The organism is Agrobacterium sp. 22-223-1, from assembly GCF_053522385.1.
On sequence record NZ_JBNWCN010000003.1, the window covers coordinates 203,188 to 224,553 of the forward strand.

General features: G+C 60.1%; 16 protein-coding genes. 10 read left to right on the top strand and 6 right to left on the bottom strand.

Annotation, left to right across the window (positions count from 1 at the left end; genetic code table 11):
• The first annotated feature begins 112 nt into the window (after positions 1–112).
• Positions 113–2,284 (top strand): TonB-dependent siderophore receptor, encoded by a 2,172-nt coding sequence (locus ACQZ60_RS16340; RefSeq protein WP_448735630.1) that lies wholly within the window; start codon positions 113–115, stop codon positions 2,282–2,284.
• 37 nt (positions 2,285–2,321) lie between these two features.
• Here the strand turns inward: ACQZ60_RS16340 and ACQZ60_RS16345 are convergent, their stop codons facing one another.
• From ACQZ60_RS16345 to ACQZ60_RS16365, 5 genes are all read right to left on the bottom strand, one after another.
• A complete protein-coding gene (locus ACQZ60_RS16345) occupies positions 2,322–4,388 on the bottom strand; it encodes an ATP-dependent helicase (RefSeq protein WP_448735631.1) in 2,067 nt (688 codons plus the stop codon).
• 319 nt (positions 4,389–4,707) lie between these two features.
• Positions 4,708–5,445, bottom strand: a complete 738-nt coding sequence (locus tag ACQZ60_RS16350; protein ID WP_078053560.1) for an ABC transporter ATP-binding protein — start codon at positions 5,443–5,445, stop codon at positions 4,708–4,710.
• Positions 5,442–6,287 carry an ABC transporter ATP-binding protein gene (locus ACQZ60_RS16355; protein ID WP_020809291.1) on the bottom strand — a complete coding sequence of 282 codons (846 nt, stop codon included), beginning with the start codon at positions 6,285–6,287 and terminating at the stop codon, positions 5,442–5,444. The genes ACQZ60_RS16350 and ACQZ60_RS16355 overlap by 4 nt, the downstream gene beginning before the upstream one ends.
• Positions 6,274–7,173 carry an ABC transporter permease gene (locus tag ACQZ60_RS16360; protein WP_020809292.1) on the bottom strand — a complete coding sequence of 300 codons (900 nt, stop codon included), beginning with the start codon at positions 7,171–7,173 and terminating at the stop codon, positions 6,274–6,276. Before ACQZ60_RS16360 ends, ACQZ60_RS16355 begins: the two co-directional genes overlap by 14 nt.
• On the bottom strand, positions 7,170–8,198 hold the full coding sequence (locus ACQZ60_RS16365; protein WP_448735632.1) for an ABC transporter permease: 1,029 nt from the start codon (positions 8,196–8,198) through the stop codon (positions 7,170–7,172). Before ACQZ60_RS16365 ends, ACQZ60_RS16360 begins: the two co-directional genes overlap by 4 nt.
• A gap of 206 nt (positions 8,199–8,404) precedes the next feature.
• Between ACQZ60_RS16365 and ACQZ60_RS16370 the strand changes: the two genes are divergently transcribed.
• The 9 genes from ACQZ60_RS16370 to ligD all read left to right on the top strand — a co-directional run bounded on the left by ACQZ60_RS16370 (position 8,405) and on the right by ligD (position 20,477).
• The gene (locus ACQZ60_RS16370) at positions 8,405–9,118 is read left to right on the top strand and encodes a FadR/GntR family transcriptional regulator (protein WP_080858006.1); all 714 of its coding nucleotides are present in this window, start codon (positions 8,405–8,407) and stop codon (positions 9,116–9,118) included.
• Between the two features lie 67 nt (positions 9,119–9,185).
• Complete coding sequence (locus tag ACQZ60_RS16375; protein WP_003521785.1) at positions 9,186–10,166, top strand: mannonate dehydratase; 981 nt, start codon at positions 9,186–9,188, stop codon at positions 10,164–10,166.
• Positions 10,167–10,292: 126 nt separating this feature from the next.
• Positions 10,293–11,831, top strand: a complete 1,539-nt coding sequence (locus ACQZ60_RS16380; protein ID WP_223215586.1) for an ABC transporter substrate-binding protein — start codon at positions 10,293–10,295, stop codon at positions 11,829–11,831.
• A gap of 279 nt (positions 11,832–12,110) precedes the next feature.
• The gene (locus ACQZ60_RS16385) at positions 12,111–13,214 is read left to right on the top strand and encodes a hypothetical protein (RefSeq protein WP_443406568.1); all 1,104 of its coding nucleotides are present in this window, start codon (positions 12,111–12,113) and stop codon (positions 13,212–13,214) included.
• Between the two features lie 188 nt (positions 13,215–13,402).
• The gene (locus ACQZ60_RS16390) at positions 13,403–15,742 is read left to right on the top strand and encodes a bifunctional diguanylate cyclase/phosphodiesterase (protein WP_448735633.1); all 2,340 of its coding nucleotides are present in this window, start codon (positions 13,403–13,405) and stop codon (positions 15,740–15,742) included.
• 184 nt (positions 15,743–15,926) lie between these two features.
• Positions 15,927–16,820: an SDR family oxidoreductase gene (locus tag ACQZ60_RS16395; protein ID WP_448735634.1), complete on the top strand. Its 894-nt coding sequence runs from the start codon at positions 15,927–15,929 to the stop codon at positions 16,818–16,820.
• Positions 16,821–16,863: 43 nt separating this feature from the next.
• A complete protein-coding gene (locus ACQZ60_RS16400) occupies positions 16,864–17,151 on the top strand; it encodes a hypothetical protein (RefSeq protein ID WP_448735635.1) in 288 nt (95 codons plus the stop codon).
• Positions 17,148–17,981 carry a non-homologous end joining protein Ku gene (gene ku, locus ACQZ60_RS16405; protein ID WP_448735636.1) on the top strand — a complete coding sequence of 278 codons (834 nt, stop codon included), beginning with the start codon at positions 17,148–17,150 and terminating at the stop codon, positions 17,979–17,981. The genes ACQZ60_RS16400 and ku (ACQZ60_RS16405) overlap by 4 nt, the downstream gene beginning before the upstream one ends.
• Positions 17,982–17,984: 3 nt before the next feature.
• Positions 17,985–20,477, top strand: a complete 2,493-nt coding sequence (ligD, locus tag ACQZ60_RS16410) for a DNA ligase D (RefSeq protein WP_448735637.1) — start codon at positions 17,985–17,987, stop codon at positions 20,475–20,477.
• A gap of 12 nt (positions 20,478–20,489) precedes the next feature.
• Here ligD and ku (ACQZ60_RS16415) read toward each other — a convergent pair whose 3' ends face one another.
• Positions 20,490–21,281 (bottom strand): non-homologous end joining protein Ku, encoded by a 792-nt coding sequence (gene ku, locus ACQZ60_RS16415; RefSeq protein WP_448735638.1) that lies wholly within the window; start codon positions 21,279–21,281, stop codon positions 20,490–20,492.
• Between the last annotated feature and the right edge of the window lie 85 nt (positions 21,282–21,366).

Genomic DNA, 21,366 nt, shown 5'->3' on the forward strand with positions numbered 1-21,366 from the left:
GTACCGACGTTTTGCCCCGCTGAAGCGGAAATAAAGTTGACTACTACATTCATCAATTGAAAGAGCGGTGTATCGTCGCGATGACGATTTGGGACAGCCGGGGACAAGACAGATGCATGACGGTTCGACGATCATTGGGGTGCGCTTGCGGGCGCTACTGGCGTTTCTTCTGGCCGGGGTCGCCCTGCCTGCTTTCGCGCAGGAGAGTGCGACGCCGAAGAAAAATGCTGATGGAACGACGGTGCTCGAAACCATAACCGTCAATGCGGATGTCAAAAAAGGTGCGCGCGGTTATCAGCCGGTGACGACGGGCACGGCGACGCGCACCGAAACGCCGCTCCTCGATATTCCGCAATCGGTCAATGTGGTGACGGCTGAGGTGCTGCGCGACCAGCAGGCGCGCTCGCTGGACGATGCGCTGGCCAATGTCAGCGGCGTCACCCAGGCAAATACGCTCGGCGGCACGCAGGATGCCGTCATCCGCCGTGGTTTCGGCGATAATCGCGACGGGTCCATCCTCGTCAACGGGTTGAAGACGGCGCTGCCGCATTCCTTCAACGATACGGTCGAGCGGGTGGAAGTTCTGAAGGGACCTGCCTCCACACTTTATGGTATCCTCGATCCCGGCGGCATGGTGAATGTCGTGACGAAGAAGCCGGAAGACACGTTCACGGCGCAGGCCTATTCGCGCTTTTCCGCTTATGGGGCGGGCAAGTATGGCACATCAGGCGGTTTCGATGTGACCGGCCCGATTGCGGGTACGGATTTTTCCTATCGCCTGATCGGCGAGGGCGAAAACAGCGATTACTGGCGTAATTTCGGTGAGAAGAAGAACTGGCTGATCGCGCCTTCGCTAAAATGGAGCGGCGAGGACACCGATATTACGGTTTCCTATATGCATGAGGACTACAGCGTGCCGTTCGATCGCGGCACGATCTTCAATCCGGCGACCGGCAAGGCGATCAATGTCAGCCGCCGCCTGCGCCTCGATGAAGCCTATAACATCACCGACGGCAAATCCGATCTGGCGAGCATCGCCATAGACCGCCAACTCTCCGATGACTGGAAGCTGTCGCTGAATTACGCCTATAGCCGCAACGAATATTCGGACAATCAGGCGCGCGTGATGGGTTATAATTCCCGCACCGGGCAGGTGACGCGACGGGCCGATGCGACGCAATATTCGACGATTTACAATCACGCGCTGCGAGCGGATCTGACGGGCGAGGCGGAAATCGGTGGGCTGCGCAACGATCTGCTGTTCGGCGCGTCTTACGATTACAGCGATACCCTGCGCACCGACATGCTGCGATGCGCGAATTCCACGAATTTCAACATCAACAATCCGGTTTATGGCCGCCTGCCGGTCTGCACCACGGTAAGGGCGGTCGACAGCGACCAGACGGAACAGCTCTCCACCGCCTCGATCTATATGCAGGACGCCCTGCACCTTAACGATCAATGGATCGCGGTCGGCGGTTTGCGTTACCAGTATTACGACATCTATGCCGGCAAGGGCCGTCCCTTCGTCGTCAATACCGAGAAGGATGGCGGCGAGCTCATTCCCAATGCCGGCCTCGTCTACAAGCTCACTCCGAATGCCTCGCTCTATGCCAATGTGGCCAAGACCTTCCGTCCGCAATCATCCATCGGCGCCTATTATGGCGGGCTCGATCCGGAAGAGGGCGTTTCTTATGAAGTGGGCGCGAAGTTCGATCTTTTCGCCGGGCTGAACGCCAATATCGCCCTGTTCAATGCCCGCAAGCGCAATGTCGCCTATTCGGAAGATGTCGGCGGCGTCTCCACGGTGAAGGCCGCCGGCCTCGTCCGTTCGCGCGGTGTGGAGGTCGATATTGCCGGCAGCCTGACCGACGATCTCGATGTCATCGCAAGCTATGCCTATACGGATGCGCTCGTGCTCGAAGATCCCATCTATGCCGGCAAGCGCCTGCCGAATGTGGCGCGCCACACCGGCTCGCTCTTCCTTGCCTATGATGTCGGCGAGGTCGGTCCGAACGGCAATACGCTGCGCGTCGGCGGCGGTGTGCGGGCGGTGGGTGAGCGCGCCGGCATCAACGACAATTCCTATAATCTGCCGGGCTATGCGGTCTTCGACGCCTTCGCCACCTACACGCTTCAGTTCGAAAAGCCGGTGACGCTGCAGCTCAATCTGAAGAACATCTTCGACAAGACCTATTATACCTCGTCCATCGGCTCCACCAGCTATGCCAATGCCGTAGGCGAGCCCTTCAATGTCAGCCTGACGGCCAGCGTGAAGTTCTGACATCGCCAGTCATGAGAGCGGGGTGAGCGCCCCGCTTTTACTTCCACATGGCGCGCATCCGCGCACCCACATCGATGCGGATCTGCTGCGCGCTGCGCTCGGAAGCGGCGGCCGACACCAGTGGCCAGGTTGCCGTTTCAAAGAATTGCAGCAATGTCGCCGGGATGAAGCGGGTTCTTGCGGCGTAAACATGCCGGTCGCCCTGCTGGTTCTGCCCGCCGGTGAAGAAACGTTGCGGCGTGATCAGCGACAGGCTGTCCTTGGCGCGCGTCATGGCGACATAAAGCAGCCGGCGTTCTTCCTCCAGTTCCTGCGTGGTGCCGACCCCGAGATCAGAGGGAATGCAGCCGTCGACCACATTCAGAATGAAGACGGAGCGCCATTCCTGGCCTTTTGCCGAATGGATGGTGGAGAGGCTGAGATAATCCTCGTCAAGCAGCGGCACGCCGGCCTGATCGCTGATGGCGTCGGGCGGATCGAGCGTCAGCTCGGTCAGAAAGCGCTCGCGTGAGGGGTAGCCGCCGGCGATCTGCTCGAGCTGGAGCAAATCGGCCTTGCGGGTGTCCGCATCCTCATGGATGCGTTCCAGATGCGGTTCGTACCACAGTCGCGCCTGCCCGATCTGGCCCGGCCAGTCGTTCGGCGCCTGTAGCAGGCCCACCAGCATTTGCGTGAAGGTCGTCCAGTCGTCGCCGGTCTTCGGCGGCGGCGGAATTTCGGCAAGGGCAAGCAGCGGTTCGGGGTCTTTCGCAATCGCATCGAGAATATTGCCGGCCTTCTTCGGGCCGATGCCGGGCAGCATCTGTAGCAAGCGAAAACCGGCGACGCGGTCGCGCGGGTTCTGTGCGAAGCGCAGCACGGCCAGCATGTCCTTCACATGGGCGCTGTCCAGGAATTTCAGGCCGCCGAATTTGACGAAGGGGATGTTGCGGCGGGTCAGTTCCACCTCGAGCGGGCCGCTATGGCTGGAGGTGCGAAACAGCACGGCCTGCTGTTTCAGCGTCATGCCGGTTTCGCGGTTGGCGAGGATCTGGTCGATGATGAAATTCGCCTGTTCGGTCTCGTCCTTCACCGTCACGAGTTTCGGGCGCTCCAGCGACTGCCGCTCGGTCCAGAGGTTCTTGGTGAACCGCTCGCGCGCCAGATCGATGACGCCGTTGGCGGCCGCAAGGATTGGCTGCGTCGAGCGATAGTTGCGGTCAAGCGTGATGATGTCGGCAGCAGGGCTGAAGGAAGCCGGAAAATCGAGGATGTTTCGCACCGTCGCCGCCCGGAAGGAATAGATCGACTGCGCATCGTCACCCACCACGGTCAACCCGCGGCCACCGGGTTTGAGCGCCATCAGCACCGAAGCCTGAAGCCGGTTGGTATCCTGATATTCGTCGACCATCACATGGTCGAAGCGGTTGCCGATATCGTCCGCAAGAACGGGGTCGCTGACCATCTGGGCCCAGTAGAGCAGAAGATCGTCGTAATCGAGCACGTTCTGGACCTGCTTGGCCTCGACATAGGCTGCAAACAGCTCTTTCAGTTCACTCTCCCAGTTGGCGACCCAGGGATAATGCTGGCGCAATATCTCCTTGAGCGGCGTCTGGGAATTCACCACGCGCGAATAGATCGCAAGACACGTACCCTTTGTTGGAAAGCGGCTTTCGGTTTTGGAAAAACCCAGCTCGTGCCGGGCGAGGTTCATCAGGTCGGCGCTATCCTCGCGGTCGTGGATGGTGAAATCGATGTTGAGCCCGATCTGCTCGGCATAGATGCGCAACAGGCGCGCGCCGATGCCGTGAAACGTGCCGGACCAGGCCAGCGCGTCTGTCATGATTGCCGAATTCGCCCCGATAACGTGTTTGCAGATACGCTCGACCCGCCGCGACATTTCCGTGGCGGCACGTCTGGAAAACGTCATCAGCAGAATGCGGCGGGGATCGGCGCCATTCACGATCAGATGCGCAACACGGTGGGCGAGCGTATTGGTCTTGCCCGAACCGGCCCCGGCGATGATCAGCAGCGGTCCGGCCGTGTGCCCTTCCGCCAGCCCAACGCCATGCTCCACCGCCCTGCGTTGCTGTTCGTTGAGCTTTTCCAGATAGGCAACCGCCATGCCAGCAATCCTTAGATAACCTGCCTGTCCCCACGGGTGAGAACCTTGTTCAGAGGTGGCAGTCGTCGGAATGTCCGGCCATTGTCTGCCCTGTCGTTGCAATGATTAGCAAAGACTCAAACAGCAATCCAGAACAAATGCTGAACGCATTGTTCCGGTGGTTTGCGCGCAGTCGGTGGTGAGATTTATCGGCCCAAAAGGTCGCTCGTCCCCTGTCGGCGATTGGCCGCTGCCGGGCAGGCGAAATCGCCGAAATTGCGCCACGGGAGAAGGCGGGCGGCCGTGGATGGCCGCCCGGTGTGAGCGTTATGGGTGATCGTTACAGGAAACTGCTTTCGAACAGCTCGCCTGAATAGGCCGAATGGGTAACGCCCGCTTCAAGGTCGGCCTTGGTCAGCTCATCGACAAAATCGCCGTTCTGCATGACCAGCACACGGTCGCACATATGGGCAATGACCGCGAGGTCGTGGCTGACGAGAACGAAGGTGAGGTCGCGTTCTTCGCGCTGGTCGGCAAGCAGGTTCAGGATTTCCGCCTGGATGGAGACGTCGAGCGCGGATGTCGGCTCGTCGAGCAGCAGGATCGGCGGTTCGAGGATCAGCGCGCGGGCGATTGCCACGCGCTGGCGCTGGCCACCGGAAAGTTCATGCGGGAAGCGCTCGGCGAAATGTGGGGGCAGGCCAACCTGTTGCAGGGCGGCAGGCACTTTCGACCAGCCATCGCCAAGTCCCATGGCGCGGATCGGTTCGGCGAGAGCCCGGCCGATGCGGTGGCGCGGGTGCAGCGAACCGTAGGGGTCCTGAAACACCATCTGCGCCAGTTTCAGTTCGTCGCGACTGCGGGTCTTGCCGACCGGTTTGCCGTTAAAGCTGATGGAGCCGGTCCAGCCAGCCTCCAGCCCCGCCAGCGACCGCAGCAAGGTCGACTTGCCGCAGCCGCTCTCACCGACGATGCCGAGCGTTTCACCCCTGTTGACCGTGAGGCTGACGCCGCGCACGACGTGATTGCGGTTTTCCTTTGCGCCATAGACGACGTCGAGCTTGTCTACCGTGATCATCGCATCACCTCCGCATCGATGGCCTGACGGTCCAGCACCTTGAGACGCCGCACCGGATTGCGGGGATCGGGCATCGCCGCGATCAGGCCCCGCGTATAGGGATGTTGCGCATCCTCCAGCTTCGTCAGCGTTTCCACGACGCGCCCGCCATACATGACCAGCACGCGCTCGCAGAAGGCCGCGACCATGCGGATGTCATGGCTGATGAGGATCAGGCCGGAATTATTCTCCCGCACCATCTCGTCCAGAAGCAAAAGCACATCCTTGCGGACGCTGACATCGAGGGCCGAGGTCGGTTCGTCGGCAATGACCAGCTTGGGCTTTGCGAGCAGCATCATGGCGATCATCACGCGCTGTCCCATGCCGCCCGATATCTGGTGCGGATAAAGCGCCATCACGCGGTCGGGATCGTTGATGCGCACGCGCAGCAACATGTCCCGTGCTGCACCTCTCGCTGCCTTTCCGGTCAGCGCCAGATGCAGTTCGGCGGCCTCCGCCACCTGCTTTCCGATGGGCAGCACCGGGTTCAGCGAATAACGCGGGTCCTGCATGATAAGCGCCATGTCGCTGCCGCGGATTGCGCCCATCTGCCGCTCGGATTTTTCGAGCAGCGGCTCGGACAGGAAATCCATCCGCTCCGCCGTCACCGTGGCGCTTTTCGGCAGGAGCCGCATGGCGGCCCGGCCGGTGGTGGATTTTCCCGAGCCGGACTCACCGACGATGCCGACCCTTTCGCGCCCGACATCGAAATTGACGTTGGACACGGCTGGAATGGTGTTGCGGCCGAAACGGACATTGAGGTCGCGGACCGAAAGGATGGGGGAGCTATCAGGAACGGGCATGACGCGGATCCAGAAGGTCGCGCAGCGTATCGCCGGCGATGTTGAAGGCAAGGCTCGTCAGCAGGATGGCGATACCGGGCATGACGGCGACCCACCAGTAGTCGAGCATGAACTTGCGGCCGCTGGAGATCATCGCGCCCCATTCCGGCAGCGGCGGCTGGGCTCCGAGACCAAGGAAGCCGAGTGAAGCGGCCGTCAGGATGATGCCGGCCATGTTCAGCGTCAGGCGAACGATGACCGAGGGAATGCACATCGGCGCAATGTACAGAAACAGGATGCGCAGCGGCGAGGCGCCATAGAGGCGGGCGGCGGCGACGTAGTCGGTATTGCGCACGACAAGCGCTTCCGCACGGGCAAGACGCGCAATCGGCGGCCATGCCGTCAACGAGATCGCAATGATCGCCGTGCCGAGGCCGGCGCCCATGGCGGCCGCAAAGGCAAGCGCCAGCACGAGCGAGGGGAAGGACAGGACGATATCGGTCGCGCGCATCAGGATCGCGTCGGTTCGTCCGCCGAAGAAACCGGCCATCACGCCAATGGCAAGGCCGATAGGACCGACGATGACCGAGACCGACAGTACCGTCTGGATGGTGATGCGGGTGCCGTATACGAGCCGGCTGAAAATATCGCGGCCGAATTCGTCGGTTCCGGCCAGATGTGTCCAGCTGGGAGGCTGAAGCGCGTTTTCCAGAGCCTGGCGCGCAGGATCGTAAGGCGCAATGAGCGGTGCGAAAATGGCGACCAGAACCAGAATGGCCAGAATGGCGAAGCCGAACATTCCAAGCGGTTCGTCCGCGAGCTTCCGAAGTGTCCGCGCGGTGGTGGTCGAGATGCGCGACAGGGCGCTGGGACGATCAACGGTATTGTTGTGCGCGATATCGGTCATCGTGCGGCCTCCCGTGTACGGGGATCGAGCGTGGTGTAGGCCAGATCGGCGAGGAAGTTGAGCAACATGAAAATGAAGCCGATGACGATTGTGGCGGCCAGAATCGCATTCATGTCGCCGATGAGCAGTGCATTCGTCATGTATTGGCCGATGCCGGGCCAGGAGAAGACGATCTCCGTGACCACGGCGCCTTCCAGCAGGTTGCCATAGGAGATCGCCAGCACGGTGATGAGCTGCACGGCGATGTTGGGCAGCACATGGCGGGTGATGGTGCGTGCGGGGCTGACACCCTTGGCCCTTGCGGCGATGACATAATCCTGGCTGAGCTGTTCGAGGGTAAAGGCTCTCGTCATGCGGGTAATATAGGCCATGGCCATATAGGCGAGGATGATCGCCGGCAGGATGATGTGTCCAAGCGCGTTCCAGAAGATTTCCGTCTCGCCCGCAAGGAGGGTGTCGACGAGCATCAATCCCGTCTTCGGCTCAACGAGGCCTTCGTAAAAGACATCGACCCGGCCGGGGCCGGCGACAAGGTTGAGGTTCGCGTAGAAAATCACCAGCCCGACGATGCCGAACCAGAAGACCGGTATCGAATGTCCCACCAGCGCAAAAACGCGCGCGAACTTGTCGATGAAGGTGTCGCGGAAGAGGGCGGCGGCGAGACCGAGTGGGACGCCGACGACCGTCGAGATGATGATCGCCAGCGTGGCGAGTTCGAAGGTGGCGGGGAAAGCCTGCGCCAGATCGCGGGTAACGGGGTTTCCGGTCAGGATCGCAATGCCGAAATCGCCATGCAGCAGCCCGCGCAGATAGATGAAGAATTGCTGGTATAGCGGCAGGTCGAGCCCCAGCCGCGCTCGCATGGCCTCATAGGCCTTGGGGTCGGCAAGTTCGCCGACGATTGCCCCGACCGGATCGGTCGGCATGACCCGGCCGATGATGAAGGTGATGCAGAGCAGGATGAAGAGGCTGACGATCAGTTGCAGAAAACGATGTCCAAGCCCGCGCAGTGAGATTTCCGTCATTGCTGGCCGCACTTCCATGTGAGAACGCTGTCGGCAGTGGAGCCTTTGCACGCTGCTCGCCGCAGACGCGCAATTCTCCTTTGCAAAAACTCTTGATGGTACTTCATCCCAACTCCTCCCTGAGCTAACATGAAAACATATGACGTGCGGCTATGTCATAATATGAGTAGCGAAGGGATTCGTATTCTGCAAGAGGGAAGAGTGGCATGATGGGCGACAAAACGAGGCCGCGGGAGAGGCGGGCACAACAGATCATCGATAATCTCAGCGCAGAAATTCGCAGTGGAAAACTGAAAAACGGTGATCAACTTCCCACCGAACCGGAGCTTGAGCGCAGCTACGGCGTGAGCCGCACCGTGGTTCGCGAGGCGATCGCGGATTTGCGTTCCGCCGGCTATGTCGTTCCCATCCAGGGCAAGGGGGTTTTCGTCAGCAATGCCAGTGAATGGGCTGGCGTGAAACTGACGCAATCCGAAGTCGGAACCATTGCGGAAACGCTGGAAATGCTGGAGTTCCGGCTTGCGACGGAAGGGGAGGCAGCGGCAATCGCCGCCTATCGCCGCACCGCCCAGCAGGAGGCCGCAATCTCTGCGGCGCACCGGAAAATGGCCCGGGCCATCGATGCGCGTGAAACCACCGTCGATGCCGATTACGAGTTTCACACGGCCATCGCGATCGCCACGAATAACCGCTTCTATCTGGAGGCTCTGCGTCAGTTCGGTTCGCGCTCGATCCCGCGCGGGCAGTTCCCGACGCTGCCGGAAACCGGTGACGCGAATTATCTTCGCAAAGTGCAGGCCGAGCACGAGGCAATTCTGCGCGCCATCGTCGAGCAGGATCCGGAAGCGGCACGAAAAGCCATGCGCGAACATATGCTTGCGAGCCAGCGCCGATACAGGTTGCTGTCAGAAGCGCAATAGCATCTCGACACTCATCTTATTTCATGCGATGTCATATGATGACTTGCATGGAGAGAGGAGAGAATCGATGTATGTCGGCACCCAGGTTGCTGCGCGCGATGACGAGGATTTTAAGGTTTGGGCGCAGCTCGGCGTCAAAAATATCAACGCGGATCCGCCCGGAAAGCCCGCGAGCTGGACTTTCGAGGACTTTGAGCGCCACCGTGACAAGGTCGAAAGCTTTGGCCTCGTTCTCGACATGGTGCAATTGCCGCTGCCTTCGCGGCCCATCGAACAGGCATCGTATCCCGATATCCTGCTTGCCGGCCCTGATCGCGACCGGCAGATCGATGCAGTCTGCACGATGATAGAGAATATCGCCAGGGCCGGAATCCCTGCCGCGAAATACAATCTCAACCTCATCGGCATTCCGCGCACAGAAATGGAGCGCGGCCGCGGCGGCTCGCTCAATGAAGCCTGGCGCTGGGACAAGGCGGACCATGATGCAGCGCCGGGTCTCGCGGGCGTTCTTTCCGAAGACGAGAACTGGGAACGCATCGATTACTTCCTCGAGCGTGTGGTGCCGGTGGCCGAAAGCAACCGTGTGCGCCTGGCATGCCATCCGCATGACCCCTATACACCGCCGGGCTACAGGGGCGTCACCCGCGTTCTCGGCACGGTCGAAGGGCTGAAGAAATTCGTGCAGATGCGCGAGAGCCCCTATCACGGCCTGAATTTCTGCCAGGGGTCGATCGGCGAAATGCTCGACAATCCGCGCGAGGAGATCGATGACATCATCAGGTGGTTCGGTAGCCGCGACAAGATCTTCAACGTCCATTTCCGCAATATCAGCGGCGGCAAACTCTCCTTCATGGAGACATTCCCCGATGAGGGCGACATGGACATGGTGCGTTCGCTGAAACTCTATCACGAACTCGGCTATCGCTACATGATCATGCCAGACCATGTGCCGACGATTGCCGGGCGCGATGCCGTCGGTGTCGCTTTCGCCTTCTGCTACGGCTACATCGCCGCGCTGATAGAAGCGCTTGATAACAAACATCTTTGACCGTTCTGGCCCGCGACGCCCCGCTGCGTCGCGGGCTTTTTCCCAAACGTGAATTACCGATCTGTAGGAGGAGCAGGTATGAGAAAATCATTGATCCGTCTCGCACTCACCACGGCCCTTGGCGCCATGCTGGTGCAGGCAGCGCCGGCCGTGGCCAAAACACCGAATGACCAGCTTGTCATCGGAACCTCGCTGGCTCAGGTGCTGTCGCTTGATCCGCATCAGGCCACCGAAGGAAAAGCCAACGAAATCATGTCCAACCTCTATGACCGTCTGATTTCGGTCGATGGTTCGGGCAAGGTTTCACCGCAGCTTGCCGAGCGCTGGGAGATAGATGACAAAGGCATCACCTTCCATCTTCGCGAGGCCAATTTCGCCTCGGGCAATCCGGTAACCTCGGCAGATGTCGTCTATTCGCTCAGCCGGCTGTTGAAGATGAACCAGGCGGCCGCAGCCAACCTCAAGCGCGTTGGTTATAATGCCGATAATGTCGACAAGCTGGTGAGCGCGCCTGATGAAAAAACGGTACGCATCGATCTTTCCGGCGAAACGACGTCCGAGCTGCTTCTTTACCGTCTGGCCATGGTCATCGCCAGCGTCGTCGACAGCAAGGAACTCAAGTCGCATGAAAGCAGTGGCGACTGGGGCAATGGCTGGCTGAGAACCAATTCCGCCGGTTCCGGTCCCTTTACGCTCAATCGCTGGTCACCGAATGAAATCATTATTCTCGAGGCCAACAAGAATTATGTGGCCGGTAGCCCGAAAATGCGCCGCGTCATCGTGCGGCATGTGCCGGAAAGCCAGGTGGAGCGCCTGATGCTGGAGCGTGGCGATATCGACATCGCCAGTGCGCTGACGGCTGCCGACCTTGCAACCTTCAACAACAAGGAAGGCTTCCAGATCCAGCGCGTGCCGACGGGCGGCTTTTACGTCCTGTCCATGAATGCCGGCAAGGAACCTTTGTCCAACCCCAAGGTCCGCGAAGCGATTGCCTATGGCATCGACTACAAGGGCATGGAAAAGACTATCATGGGCCCCTATGGCCGGGCGCGCACGGTGCCGGTGCCGGAAAACTTCGAATACGCCATTCCGAGCCCGGACTGGAAGCTCGATGTGGAGAAGGCAAAGGCGCTCCTCAAGGAGGCCGGTTATGAGAACGGCTTCACGCTTAATCTGAAGACGATTGCGCAAACGCCGCGTATCGATCTCGCCACCGCGATCCAGGCCTCACTCAGCCAGATCGGCATCAAGGTCAATATCCAGCAGGGTAACGGTTCGGACGTGATTGCCGCCCACCGCGCGCGGGATTTCGATCTGCTCATTCCGCAGACCGGCGCCTACATGCCGAATGTGCTGGGCTCGATGGAGCAATTCTCCAGCAACCCCGACAATTCGCTGGCCGCCAACAACGCCGGCAATTTCGTCTGGCGCTCGGCATGGGACATTCCGGAACTGACGGCGCTCACGGCAAAGGCTTCGCTGGAGCCGGACGCCAAGAAGCGTGGAGAAATCTACACCCAGATGCAGGAAATGTTCGTCGCCCAGAAGCCGGCGGTGCTGCCGATGTTCGAGAGGTTTGAGCCGATCGTGCTGAATGCGCGCGTGAAGGATTATGTGGGTCATCCCAGCCAGACGACCCGGCTGGAAAAAGTTACGAAGGACTAAGGGCAAACTATAGTCTTTGGAACCTGCGACGGGCGGTTTTACCGCCCGTTTTTTTATTGGCGGTTAGGTCCGTACCCCTGAAAGCGTCCTCCATGACGCTCCTCCGGCTCTTCGCGGAAACGAAACTAGTCGCAGCAGGTGGTTGTCGCACGCCATCCAGTAATTTCAGGGGGTTTTCTCAAGGACTTCATCGGTTTAGACCGACCGTTGACTATTCCTTCCATCGGGCGAGAGTCGTGAACTCCGCTCACCCACCTCCCGAAGAATGCGTTGATGACCATGAACCTTGCACAGATAAAACTTCCGTCTCGGCCGCTGAGCCTCAAACGTGGCGTCATTTCAGTGCCGGCAGCCTATTATTTTTCCATTCCGGTGCTTCTGGTCATCACGGCCGTCATGCTCGTCGCCGAAGGTCCGGGCATATTGCGCGACTATCAGATCAGCAAAGATCCGCTGGAGATTGAAAACGGCGATATCAGCGGTAGCTGCAAGACGCGCAAGGCGATCTTCACGACCTGTGAGGCGGATCTTTCCTATGACCATGCGGGCGTGAGCTACAAGAAGGATGTCGAGGTCATGTTCGTCGATTTCCATTCCGGCGATTATGAAACCGGACTGGTCATCTCCGCGAAGAACCCGGAACTCGCTACGATTTCGCTGGGCCTCGACATGCTCTGGAACCGCATCATCACACTTGGGGTGTTCGTTGCCCTGCTCGGCTTCGGCAGTTTGGCGATGCTGTTCACGCTTATCCGGGTCCTGCGGGTTCGCCTGCAGCTGCGCAAACCCGCACCGTTGACCGTCATTCCGGTGGCGCTGACGGCGGTTGCCGAAAAGCGCAGCCGTCTCTTTGTCACCTATGCCGATACGGTCAGAGAAGACAAGACCAAGCGGCAGTCCTTCACCCATCTGGAGAGGGGGCGAATTCCGGTCGTCGTTGGCCATAACGGAAAACACGATGTTGCGCTGGCAGTCTGGCACGGCAAGACCGCGCTGCCGGTTCTGCTCGACGACCGGCTGGAGCGGATCGAGCTATCGGAGCAGGAAAGGGCGGAGGCCCTCGCATCGCTTGCCCCGATGCTCGCGAACCAGACACCGGAGGGCGCCTCGGCTCCGGGTGCGACGAGTGCGAAAGGGCCGAACCTCCTGCGCAGACTGGGGACTTTCGTTGCCATCGTGGCCGTCATCGTCGTCGCGGTTATCGGTTACTGGCTGTGGTACGTCACCAGCGCCCCGTCGCAGTTCAACTCGCCCGGCATGGACCTCAACAACATGATGCCCGCAGCAATTAACGAGTGGGGATGCGCCCGTCTGCAGGAGCGTTTCTCCGATGGCCCGGCGCCTTTCGGATGCACCGCAGCCGATTATCGAAGCTGGAAATAAACGGCTTTTCCTATAGTCCCGGCCGGGCCGCGCGCGAAAAAGTTACGGGCTGCCGCGTGCGGCCCGTTCCTTTCTGTACGTTGCAGGACAGATCGTTCCATTTATCAATAGTTGCATTAGAGATTTATAAATAAACCACTCCCATAGTGCCACCGTGAGCGGTTCTTCAGAGGCTGGGAGAGTGCGTCATGTTCACGGTTCTGGAATGCGTTGTCGTACAACACGACCGGGCGGTCGTGCTTCTTGCGGCTGTTATCTGCCTGCTTGGCATGTTTGCTTTTTTTCATCTTTTATTGCGTGCGGAGGAAAGTCCGGCTGGCCGCAAGCCCTATTGGGTGCTGGTTGCCGCCTTTGCCGGAGGGCTCAGCGTCTGGGCCACGCATTTCGTCGCCATGCTCGCCTATAAGGGCGCGGTGCCGATCGGTTATGATTTCGCCTTGACGGCGTTTTCGGCGGTTCTTGCAGTTTTCGGTTTCTGGCTGGCGCTCACCAGCCGTTCGCAGGCCGCTTACAGCCCGGCGATCGTCGGCACGCTGGTCACGCTGTCGGTTGCCGTCATGCATTTCGTCGGCATGGCGGGAATGGATGTCGCCGCCACGATCAGCTATCGGTGGGGGCCGGTGCTGGGCGGTTTTGCGGTTGCCTGGGCGTTTTTTCTCCTCGCCTTTTTCCTTTTTCGCCGCCTCGGCTCCTGGCAGCGCATCGCCGCGCCGGCCGGATCGGCGATTTTCGCGATCTGCGCGCTGCATTTCACGGCCATGTCGGCCACGGTGCTTTCGCCGGATCCGTCCGTATCGGGGCCTGATCCCGACAATGTCGCCCGGCTGATCATGATCTGCGCCATTTCCGGCGTCACGTTCCTGATCCTGTCCACCACCGCCGCCGCTGCTCTTGTGGATCGTTACCTTGTCGATCTCAAGGGTCTTGTGGATGCGACGCTCGATGGTCTCGCCGTCGTTCGCGATGGGCGGATCGTGGAGCTTAACACCCGTTTTGCCGGCCTTCTGGGCCGGGAAGAAGCGTCGCTGGTCGGACAAAACCCCGACGATCTCTTCAAGGCCATCGACGGACAACCCGTCTATCTGCCGCGCCATGCACCGGTGGAGGCGGTGCACGAGCGCGCCGGGCAGGCGCAGATATTCGAACTCGGCGTACGAACGATCGAATATCGCGGCCGCCCCTGCGAGGTGATGGCCATTCGCGACCTGACGGAAAAGCGCGAAGCGCAGCGGGAAATCGAATATCTCGCCCGCCACGACGTCCTGACGGGCCTTTCCAACCGCACCATGTTTCAAACCCGTCTTCACCAGCAGATCGAGCATTGCGACGAGGAGGACGAATTCGCGCTGCTGGCGCTCGACCTCGACCGGTTCAAGGCGGTCAACGACATATTCGGCCATGCCGAGGGGGATCGCGTCCTGAAAAAGGTCGCCGCCATTCTCGATGAATGCGCAAGGGCAGGGGATGTTGTCGCCCGTCTCGGCGGCGATGAATTCGTCATCCTGACTACCCGGCACACCAGGGCGGAAGAGGCGCGCCTGCTCGCCGAGACGATCCTTGGCATGTTTGCACTGAAGATGAATGTTGCCAACGATCCGACCTCCGTTGGCGTCAGCATAGGCATCGCCGTCTTCCCGCGGGACGGGAAGGATGATGAAAGCATCATGCACGCCGCCGATCTGGCGCTCTACCGCGCCAAGATGGGCGGGCGAGGCATATTGGCCTTCTACGACCCGGTGATGGACCAGGAGGCGCGCGAACGCCGCCAGCTCGAAACGGATCTGCGGCTTGCCATCAATCGCAACGAGTTGCTGTTGAATTATCAGCCGGTGCTGTCAGTCGAATGCGGCCAGGTCGTGGGTTACGAGGCGCTGGTGCGCTGGCAGCACCCGACACGGGGCGTGGTGCCGCCGGATGTCTTCATTCCGATTGCCGAAGAGAGCGGTATCATCATCTCGCTCGGCGAATGGGTGCTGCGCGAGGCCTGCCGTCAGGCGGCCGGCTGGGCACCGCACCTGAAGATCGCGGTGAACGTTTCGCCATTGCAGTTTTCGCTGGCCAATCTCGGCCATGTCGTCTGCACCGTGCTGATGCAGACCGGACTTTCGCCCAACCGGCTGGAACTGGAAATCACCGAAGCCGCGCTTCTGAAGGACCGAAAGGCGACATTGATCATCCTCAACCAGTTGAAGGCGCTCGGCGTCGCCATCGTCATGGACGATTTCGGGACCGGTTATTCCTCGCTCAGCAACCTGCAGAGCTTCCCCTTCGACAAGATCAAGATCGACCGCAGCTTCATCGCCGCCATGAGCGACGATGACAACGCCCGCGCCATCGTGCGCGCGGTAATCGGCCTCGGCCGCAGCCTCGATCTGCCGGTGACGGCGGAGGGAATTGAAACGGATGCGCAATACCGCATGGTGGTCGATGAGGGTTGCGCGCAGGCGCAGGGCTATCTCTTCGGCAAACCGGATGCCGCGCCCGCCCAGGTCGTCAGCGCCACCACACGGAAGAAACATTCCGTTTGATAAGAGATGCGGCGGCACAATGGTGTCGTCGCCCTCCTTTCCCATGTCCGATGGAACGAGAGCCAAGGCAGATCGTTAGGTTAGCGTGTGGCGCGTCCATGCCGCTGTCAGCCCGACCGGGCGATATGCCTGCTGTGTCAGCGAATGCGCCACGGATGGACACCTATCTATGGGAGAGACCGCGATGACAGACCGCCTCGAGCCACAGGACCCGCGCAGCCAGTATCCGCGCCCGCCTTTTTCGACCCCAACCCAGGAAATGCCGGGTCTGGTAACGAATATGACGCCTTTCCCCGATCATGGCGAAAAAAGCTACAAGGGCACCGGCAAGCTTGCAGGGCGCAAGGCGCTGATAACCGGCGGCGATTCAGGCATTGGCCGTGCGGTCGCCATCGCTTTTGCAAGGGAAGGCGCGGATGTGGCGATCTCCTATCTTCCGGAAGAAGAATCCGACGCGGAGGAAGTCGTGGCGCTCATTGAGGCGGAAGGCCGCGTGGCGGTCGCGCTGCCCGGTGATATTACCGACGAGGTCTGGTGCCGCGAACTGGTCGAGAAAGCGGCTGGTGATCTCGATGGGCTGGATATTCTGGTTATCAACGCGGCAAGGCAGCAATATCGCGACGATATAGAGGAACTGTCGACCGACGATTTCGACCGCACCATGAAGACCAATCTTTATGCCCTGCACTGGATTGCGCAGGCGGCCGTTCCCCACCTCAAGCCGGGGTCGTCGGTAATCACCACGGCGTCGATACAGGCCTATGAGCCCTCCGCCATCCTGCTGGACTACGCCACCACCAAAGCCGGCATCGTCGCCTATACGAAAGCGCTTGCAAAGCAGCTTATCGAAAAGGGTGTGCGCGCCAATTCCGTCGCTCCCGGCCCGTTCTGGACGGTTCTTCAGCCGAGCGGCGGCCAGCCGGACGAGAAGGTGAAGAATTTCGGTAAGGACAGCGATTTCGGCCGCCCCGGACAGCCGGTGGAACTGGCGCCCGTCTATGTGCTGCTGGCATCGCAGGATGCAAGCTTCATCAATGGCGAGGTTTATGGCGTGACCGGCGGCAGGGGCATTGCCTGAGGCGATGTCCGCCAATGCCGGATGGGCCTTTGAGGATTTCGAGATGAAACGGCAGGCAGAACGTTCAGACAGAAGTTTGAAGAGCTTCGATGTTCGCGACCGGCTGATACTGGCGCTTTATGCGCAGTTGAAAGCGGAGCGGCAGACCCGTGAGGCCATGGAATGGGTTATCCGCAATGGCGGGCTGTCGCCGGAGGTGCTGGAAGCTATGGCGTCCGACCCGGTGCCGGTTCTGGCGGAGGCGGATGTGCCCGCCATCGAGTGCATTCTGGCCGAGGGCCGACGCGGAGACATGTCCTCCCGCAGCGATGACGAGGGACGACGGACATGAACCGGAGAGCGAGCTGGAGGGGCCATCTGAGCTTTGCCGATTTCAACTGCGAAGTCGGCCTTTATTCCGCACTGACCTCGGCGGAGAAAATCTCCTTCAATATCGTCAACCGCAAGACCGGCCACCGCGTCGAGCGGCAATATGTCGACAGCGACACCGGCGAGGCGGTTCTTCGCGAAGATCAGGTCAAGGGATACGAACTCGACAATGGCGACCATATCGTCATCGAGGGAGACGAGATTGCGAAGCTGATGCCGGAAAGCGACAAGGTCATCCGCATCAGGCACTTCCTGCCCTGTGACGAGATCGACAAGCTTTATTTCGACAAGTCCTATTATCTCGCGCCGAGCGGGGAGGACGGCGAAGAGGCGCTGACGCTTCTTGCCAGGGCAATGGACGACGAGAATGTCGCAGCTCTCGGCGAAGCGGTGCTTTTCCGCCGCAACCGTGTCCTGCTGATCCGTCCGAGCGGTAAGGCTCTCGTCGCTACGACGCTGAATTTCAGCTACGAGGTCCGTTCGCAGACATCCATCTTCAAGTCGATCCCCGATATCGAGTTCGATGAGGAAATGCTGGAGCTGGCCGGTCACATCATCGAAAAGCGTGCGGGCACATTTGACCCGGCAGACTATAGCGATCGGTATAATGACGCACTCGCAGAACTCGTGAAAGCCAAGATCGAAGGCCGGGAAATCGCCAGGCCGCCGCCGCGCAAGGAAGACAATATCATTGATCTCAAGGAGGCCCTGCGTCGCAGCGCGGGGGCCGAAGCGGGCGGCAGAAAAAGGGCGACGGCAGCGGGCCGGAAGGCACCGCGGAAAGCGAGCTGATCCATGGGATTGCAGACCTATAACGCCAAGCGCAGTTTCGACAAGACGCCGGAGCCCAAAGGGACGACGGCCGAACAGCAGGGCTCTAGCTTCGTGATACAGAAACACGATGCCCGCCGTCTGCATTATGATTTTCGGCTGGAAATGGACGGTGTGCTGAAAAGCTGGGCGGTGACGCGCGGGCCGAGCCTCGATCCTGAGGACAAGCGGCTTGCCGTGCATGTCGAGGACCATCCGCTCAGCTATGGCGATTTCGAGGGCGTCATCCCGAAAGGACAATATGGCGGCGGCACCGTGATCGTCTGGGATCGCGGCACCTGGCATCCGATCGGCGACGCCCGGAAAGGTTATCGCAAAGGCCATCTGGAATTCGAACTGGACGGCGAAAAGCTCAAAGGCCGATGGCATCTGGTACGCATGCACGGAAAGCCCGGAGAAAGCCGGGAGAACTGGCTGCTTATCAAAGGCGATGACGAGGAGGCGAGGCATAAGGGCGGCGCGGATATTCTCGAAGAACGGCCGGAATCCGTAAAGACCGGGCGCAGTGTCGCGGAAGTTGCAGCCAAACCGAAGGATACATGGAACTCCAAAACGGTATCGAAAAAGACCGTGGCTTCTGCCTCCGGCAGGAAACAGGCGCATGCGCTGCCTAAAGGCGCACGCAAACTGGCCATGCCATCTTTCGTGCCGCCGGCGCTCGCCACGCTCAAGCCGAAACCGCCCAACGGAGATCGCTGGCTGCATGAAATCAAATTCGACGGCTATCGTCTGCAGGCGCGCGTCGATCGGGGCAAGATTCAATTGCTGACCCGCAGCGGGCTGGACTGGACGGAGAAATTCGGCCGGGCCGTGACAGGAGCGCTCAGGGCGCTGCCGGTGGAAACGGTGTTGATCGATGGCGAAATCGTCGTCGAACGCGACAGCGGGGCCTCCGATTTCTCCGCCTTGCAGCAGGATCTGAGCGAAGGGCGCAGCGACCGCTTCGTATTTTATGCCTTCGACCTTCTTTATCTCGATGGCAGCGATCTGCGCGGTGCGGCATTGAGCGAACGAAAGGCGCTGCTCGAAAAGTTGCTGCCAGCGGGTGACCCCCATCTGCGTTACAGCCAGCATTTTGAGGAAAGCGGCGCGCTTGTTCTGGACCATGCCTGTCGGCTCAGCCTCGAGGGTGTCATTTCCAAAGTCAGGAACAGCAAATATGTTTCGGGCCGCAAGGGCGAATGGGTAAAATCCAAATGCTCGATGCGACAGGAATTCGTCATCGGGGGGTATACCGTCTCTTCCACATCCGACCATGCCATCGGATCGCTGGCGCTTGGCGTTTATGAAAATGGCAAGCTGCGCCATGTCGGCCGTGTCGGGACAGGTTATACGGGTGAAGTGGCGGAGATGCTGCTTGGCCGCCTGAAGCCGCTTGAGCGCAAAGAAAGCCCGTTCGGTGAGAAACTCACCGCGCTTGCCCGCCGCGATCTTCATTTCGTCAAGCCGGAACTGGTGGCGGAAGTGGAGTTTCGTGCATGGTCTGGAGATGGCAATCTGCGTCACGCCTCCTTCCGGGGGTTGCACGAAGATAAGCCCGCAGCAGAAATCGAACGCGAGGAGAAGGCCGTGTCCGATACCCAGGCGCCGCAATCGAAGATCAAGTTCACCCATCCGGACCGGCTTTATTGGCCGGAGGACGGCGTGACGAAGGAGGGGCTTGCCGACTATTATGCGCAGGTCTGGCGGCACATGGCGCCCTTTGTCGTTAACAGGCCGCTGGCATTGTTGCGCTGCCCGGAGGGCATAGAGGGGCAGCGATTTTTCCAGAAACACGCCTGGCGCGGCATCAACAAGGCCGTCGAGCAAATCAAGGATCCCAAGGACAAGGGCGGAGAACCGCTGATCCGCATCACCGATTTCGATGGCTTGATGGCGCTCGTGCAATCCGCCGCGCTCGAAATCCACCCATGGGGCGCGACCACCGCCAATTGGGAAAAGCCGGACATGATCACCATGGATATCGACCCCGGCGAGGATGTGGCGTGGGAAGAGGTGATCGAAGCGGCGCTGGAGCTGAAGCGGCGTTTCGAAGAAGCCGGGCTTGCCGCTTTCGTCAAGACCTCCGGCGGCAAGGGCCTGCATGTCGTCGCACCCTTGAAGCCGCAGGCGGGCTGGGCTCCGGTCAAGGCCTTCGCCAAGGCCATGGCGGCGGATATGTCGAAGGCCGAGCCGGAAAAATATCTCTCCGTCGCCACCAAGGCGAAACGGCAAGGCCGCATTTTTATCGACTATCTGCGCAATGGCAGGGGCAATACGGCGGTTGCGGCCTATTCGACACGTGCCCGGCCGGGCGCCGCCATTTCAGCACCGCTCGAATGGTCGGAACTCACTGCCGAGATCGGCCCGGCCCATTTCACCGTCAACAATATCGGCGCGCGTCTTTCCGCGCTGAAAAAAGACCCTTGGGATGGATTTTTTGCCGCTGCCGAGCCGCTTCCGAAAAAGGCCCGCTGAAGGCGTCGAGCCTCAGCTTCTCTTTTCGGAAGCAAGGCTTTTCTTCAGGGCATCCATGATGTTGATGACATTGCCGCCGGTGCGGGCCTTCGTGCCGGTTTTCTTTTTCGAGGAGGAGACCTCGTCGCCCTTGGTCTTAAGCAGGGACTTGATCTTCTTCTGAATGGGGTCCTGCACCAAAGCCGGTTTCCAACCCGTCACCTGTTTGCCGATGCGTTTTTCCATGGCGTCCAGCAGCGGCCGGTCGATTTTCATCTTCGGCTCCAGCGCGTCAATGCTTTCGCGCACCTCTTCGCCATAATGCAGCGTCCACAGGATGATGCCTTTCCCCGACGGTTCGAGGAGCACAGCCCTTTCGCGACGGTAGATTACGAGGCGCGCAATACCGAAAACATCGTTCACCTTCATGGCTTCGCGAATGACGCTGAAGGCTTCGGTGCCGATCTTGTCTTCCGGGCGCAGAAAATGCGGACGGTCGTACCAGATCCAGTCGATCGATCCTTTTGGCACGAAGGTCTTGATATCGATCGTGCGGGTGCTTTCCAGCGCTACCGCATCGATCTCGTCATCCTCCAGAATAATGTAATCGTCCTCGGCGCGGGGAAAACCTTTTACCTGGTTTTTGGCGGCGACCGGTCGGTGGGTGATGCTGTCGACATAACGGCTTTCGACGCGATTGCCGGTTTTGCGATTGAGGATGTGGAAGGTGTATTTGTTGCCTTCCGTCGTCGCGGGTGTCAGCGAGACGGAGGCCGTCACCAGCGACAGCTTGAGATAACCCTTCCAGAAAACCTGCCGTGCCATGTCCGCAATCCGCATTGGTCCCCCGGAACAACAGCCACGGGGTGGCTTTTGTTCCGGGAGGAGCGGCAAATCGGGGCAGGGATGG

What these genes read in the sequence shown, in the direction of transcription:
- ACQZ60_RS16340 (WP_448735630.1), top strand. Translation starts at nt 113, where the DNA reads ATGCATGACGGTTCGACGATCATTGGGGTGCGCTTGCGGGCGCTACTG.
- ACQZ60_RS16400 (WP_448735635.1), top strand. Translation starts at nt 16,864, where the DNA reads ATGAAACGGCAGGCAGAACGTTCAGACAGAAGTTTGAAGAGCTTCGAT.
- ACQZ60_RS16345 (WP_448735631.1), bottom strand. Translation starts at nt 4,388, where the DNA reads ATGGCGGTTGCCTATCTGGAAAAGCTCAACGAACAGCAACGCAGGGCG.
- ACQZ60_RS16350 (WP_078053560.1), bottom strand. Translation starts at nt 5,445, where the DNA reads ATGATCACGGTAGACAAGCTCGACGTCGTCTATGGCGCAAAGGAAAAC.
- ACQZ60_RS16385 (WP_443406568.1), top strand. Translation starts at nt 12,111, where the DNA reads ATGAACCTTGCACAGATAAAACTTCCGTCTCGGCCGCTGAGCCTCAAA.
- ACQZ60_RS16390 (WP_448735633.1), top strand. Translation starts at nt 13,403, where the DNA reads ATGTTCACGGTTCTGGAATGCGTTGTCGTACAACACGACCGGGCGGTC.
- ACQZ60_RS16395 (WP_448735634.1), top strand. Translation starts at nt 15,927, where the DNA reads ATGACAGACCGCCTCGAGCCACAGGACCCGCGCAGCCAGTATCCGCGC.
- ACQZ60_RS16375 (WP_003521785.1), top strand. Translation starts at nt 9,186, where the DNA reads ATGTATGTCGGCACCCAGGTTGCTGCGCGCGATGACGAGGATTTTAAG.
- ACQZ60_RS16380 (WP_223215586.1), top strand. Translation starts at nt 10,293, where the DNA reads ATGCTGGTGCAGGCAGCGCCGGCCGTGGCCAAAACACCGAATGACCAG.
- ACQZ60_RS16355 (WP_020809291.1), bottom strand. Translation starts at nt 6,287, where the DNA reads ATGCCCGTTCCTGATAGCTCCCCCATCCTTTCGGTCCGCGACCTCAAT.
- ku (WP_448735636.1), top strand. Translation starts at nt 17,148, where the DNA reads ATGAACCGGAGAGCGAGCTGGAGGGGCCATCTGAGCTTTGCCGATTTC.
- ACQZ60_RS16370 (WP_080858006.1), top strand. Translation starts at nt 8,405, where the DNA reads ATGATGGGCGACAAAACGAGGCCGCGGGAGAGGCGGGCACAACAGATC.
- ACQZ60_RS16360 (WP_020809292.1), bottom strand. Translation starts at nt 7,173, where the DNA reads ATGACCGATATCGCGCACAACAATACCGTTGATCGTCCCAGCGCCCTG.
- ACQZ60_RS16365 (WP_448735632.1), bottom strand. Translation starts at nt 8,198, where the DNA reads ATGACGGAAATCTCACTGCGCGGGCTTGGACATCGTTTTCTGCAACTG.
- ku (WP_448735638.1), bottom strand. Translation starts at nt 21,281, where the DNA reads ATGGCACGGCAGGTTTTCTGGAAGGGTTATCTCAAGCTGTCGCTGGTG.
- ligD (WP_448735637.1), top strand. Translation starts at nt 17,985, where the DNA reads ATGGGATTGCAGACCTATAACGCCAAGCGCAGTTTCGACAAGACGCCG.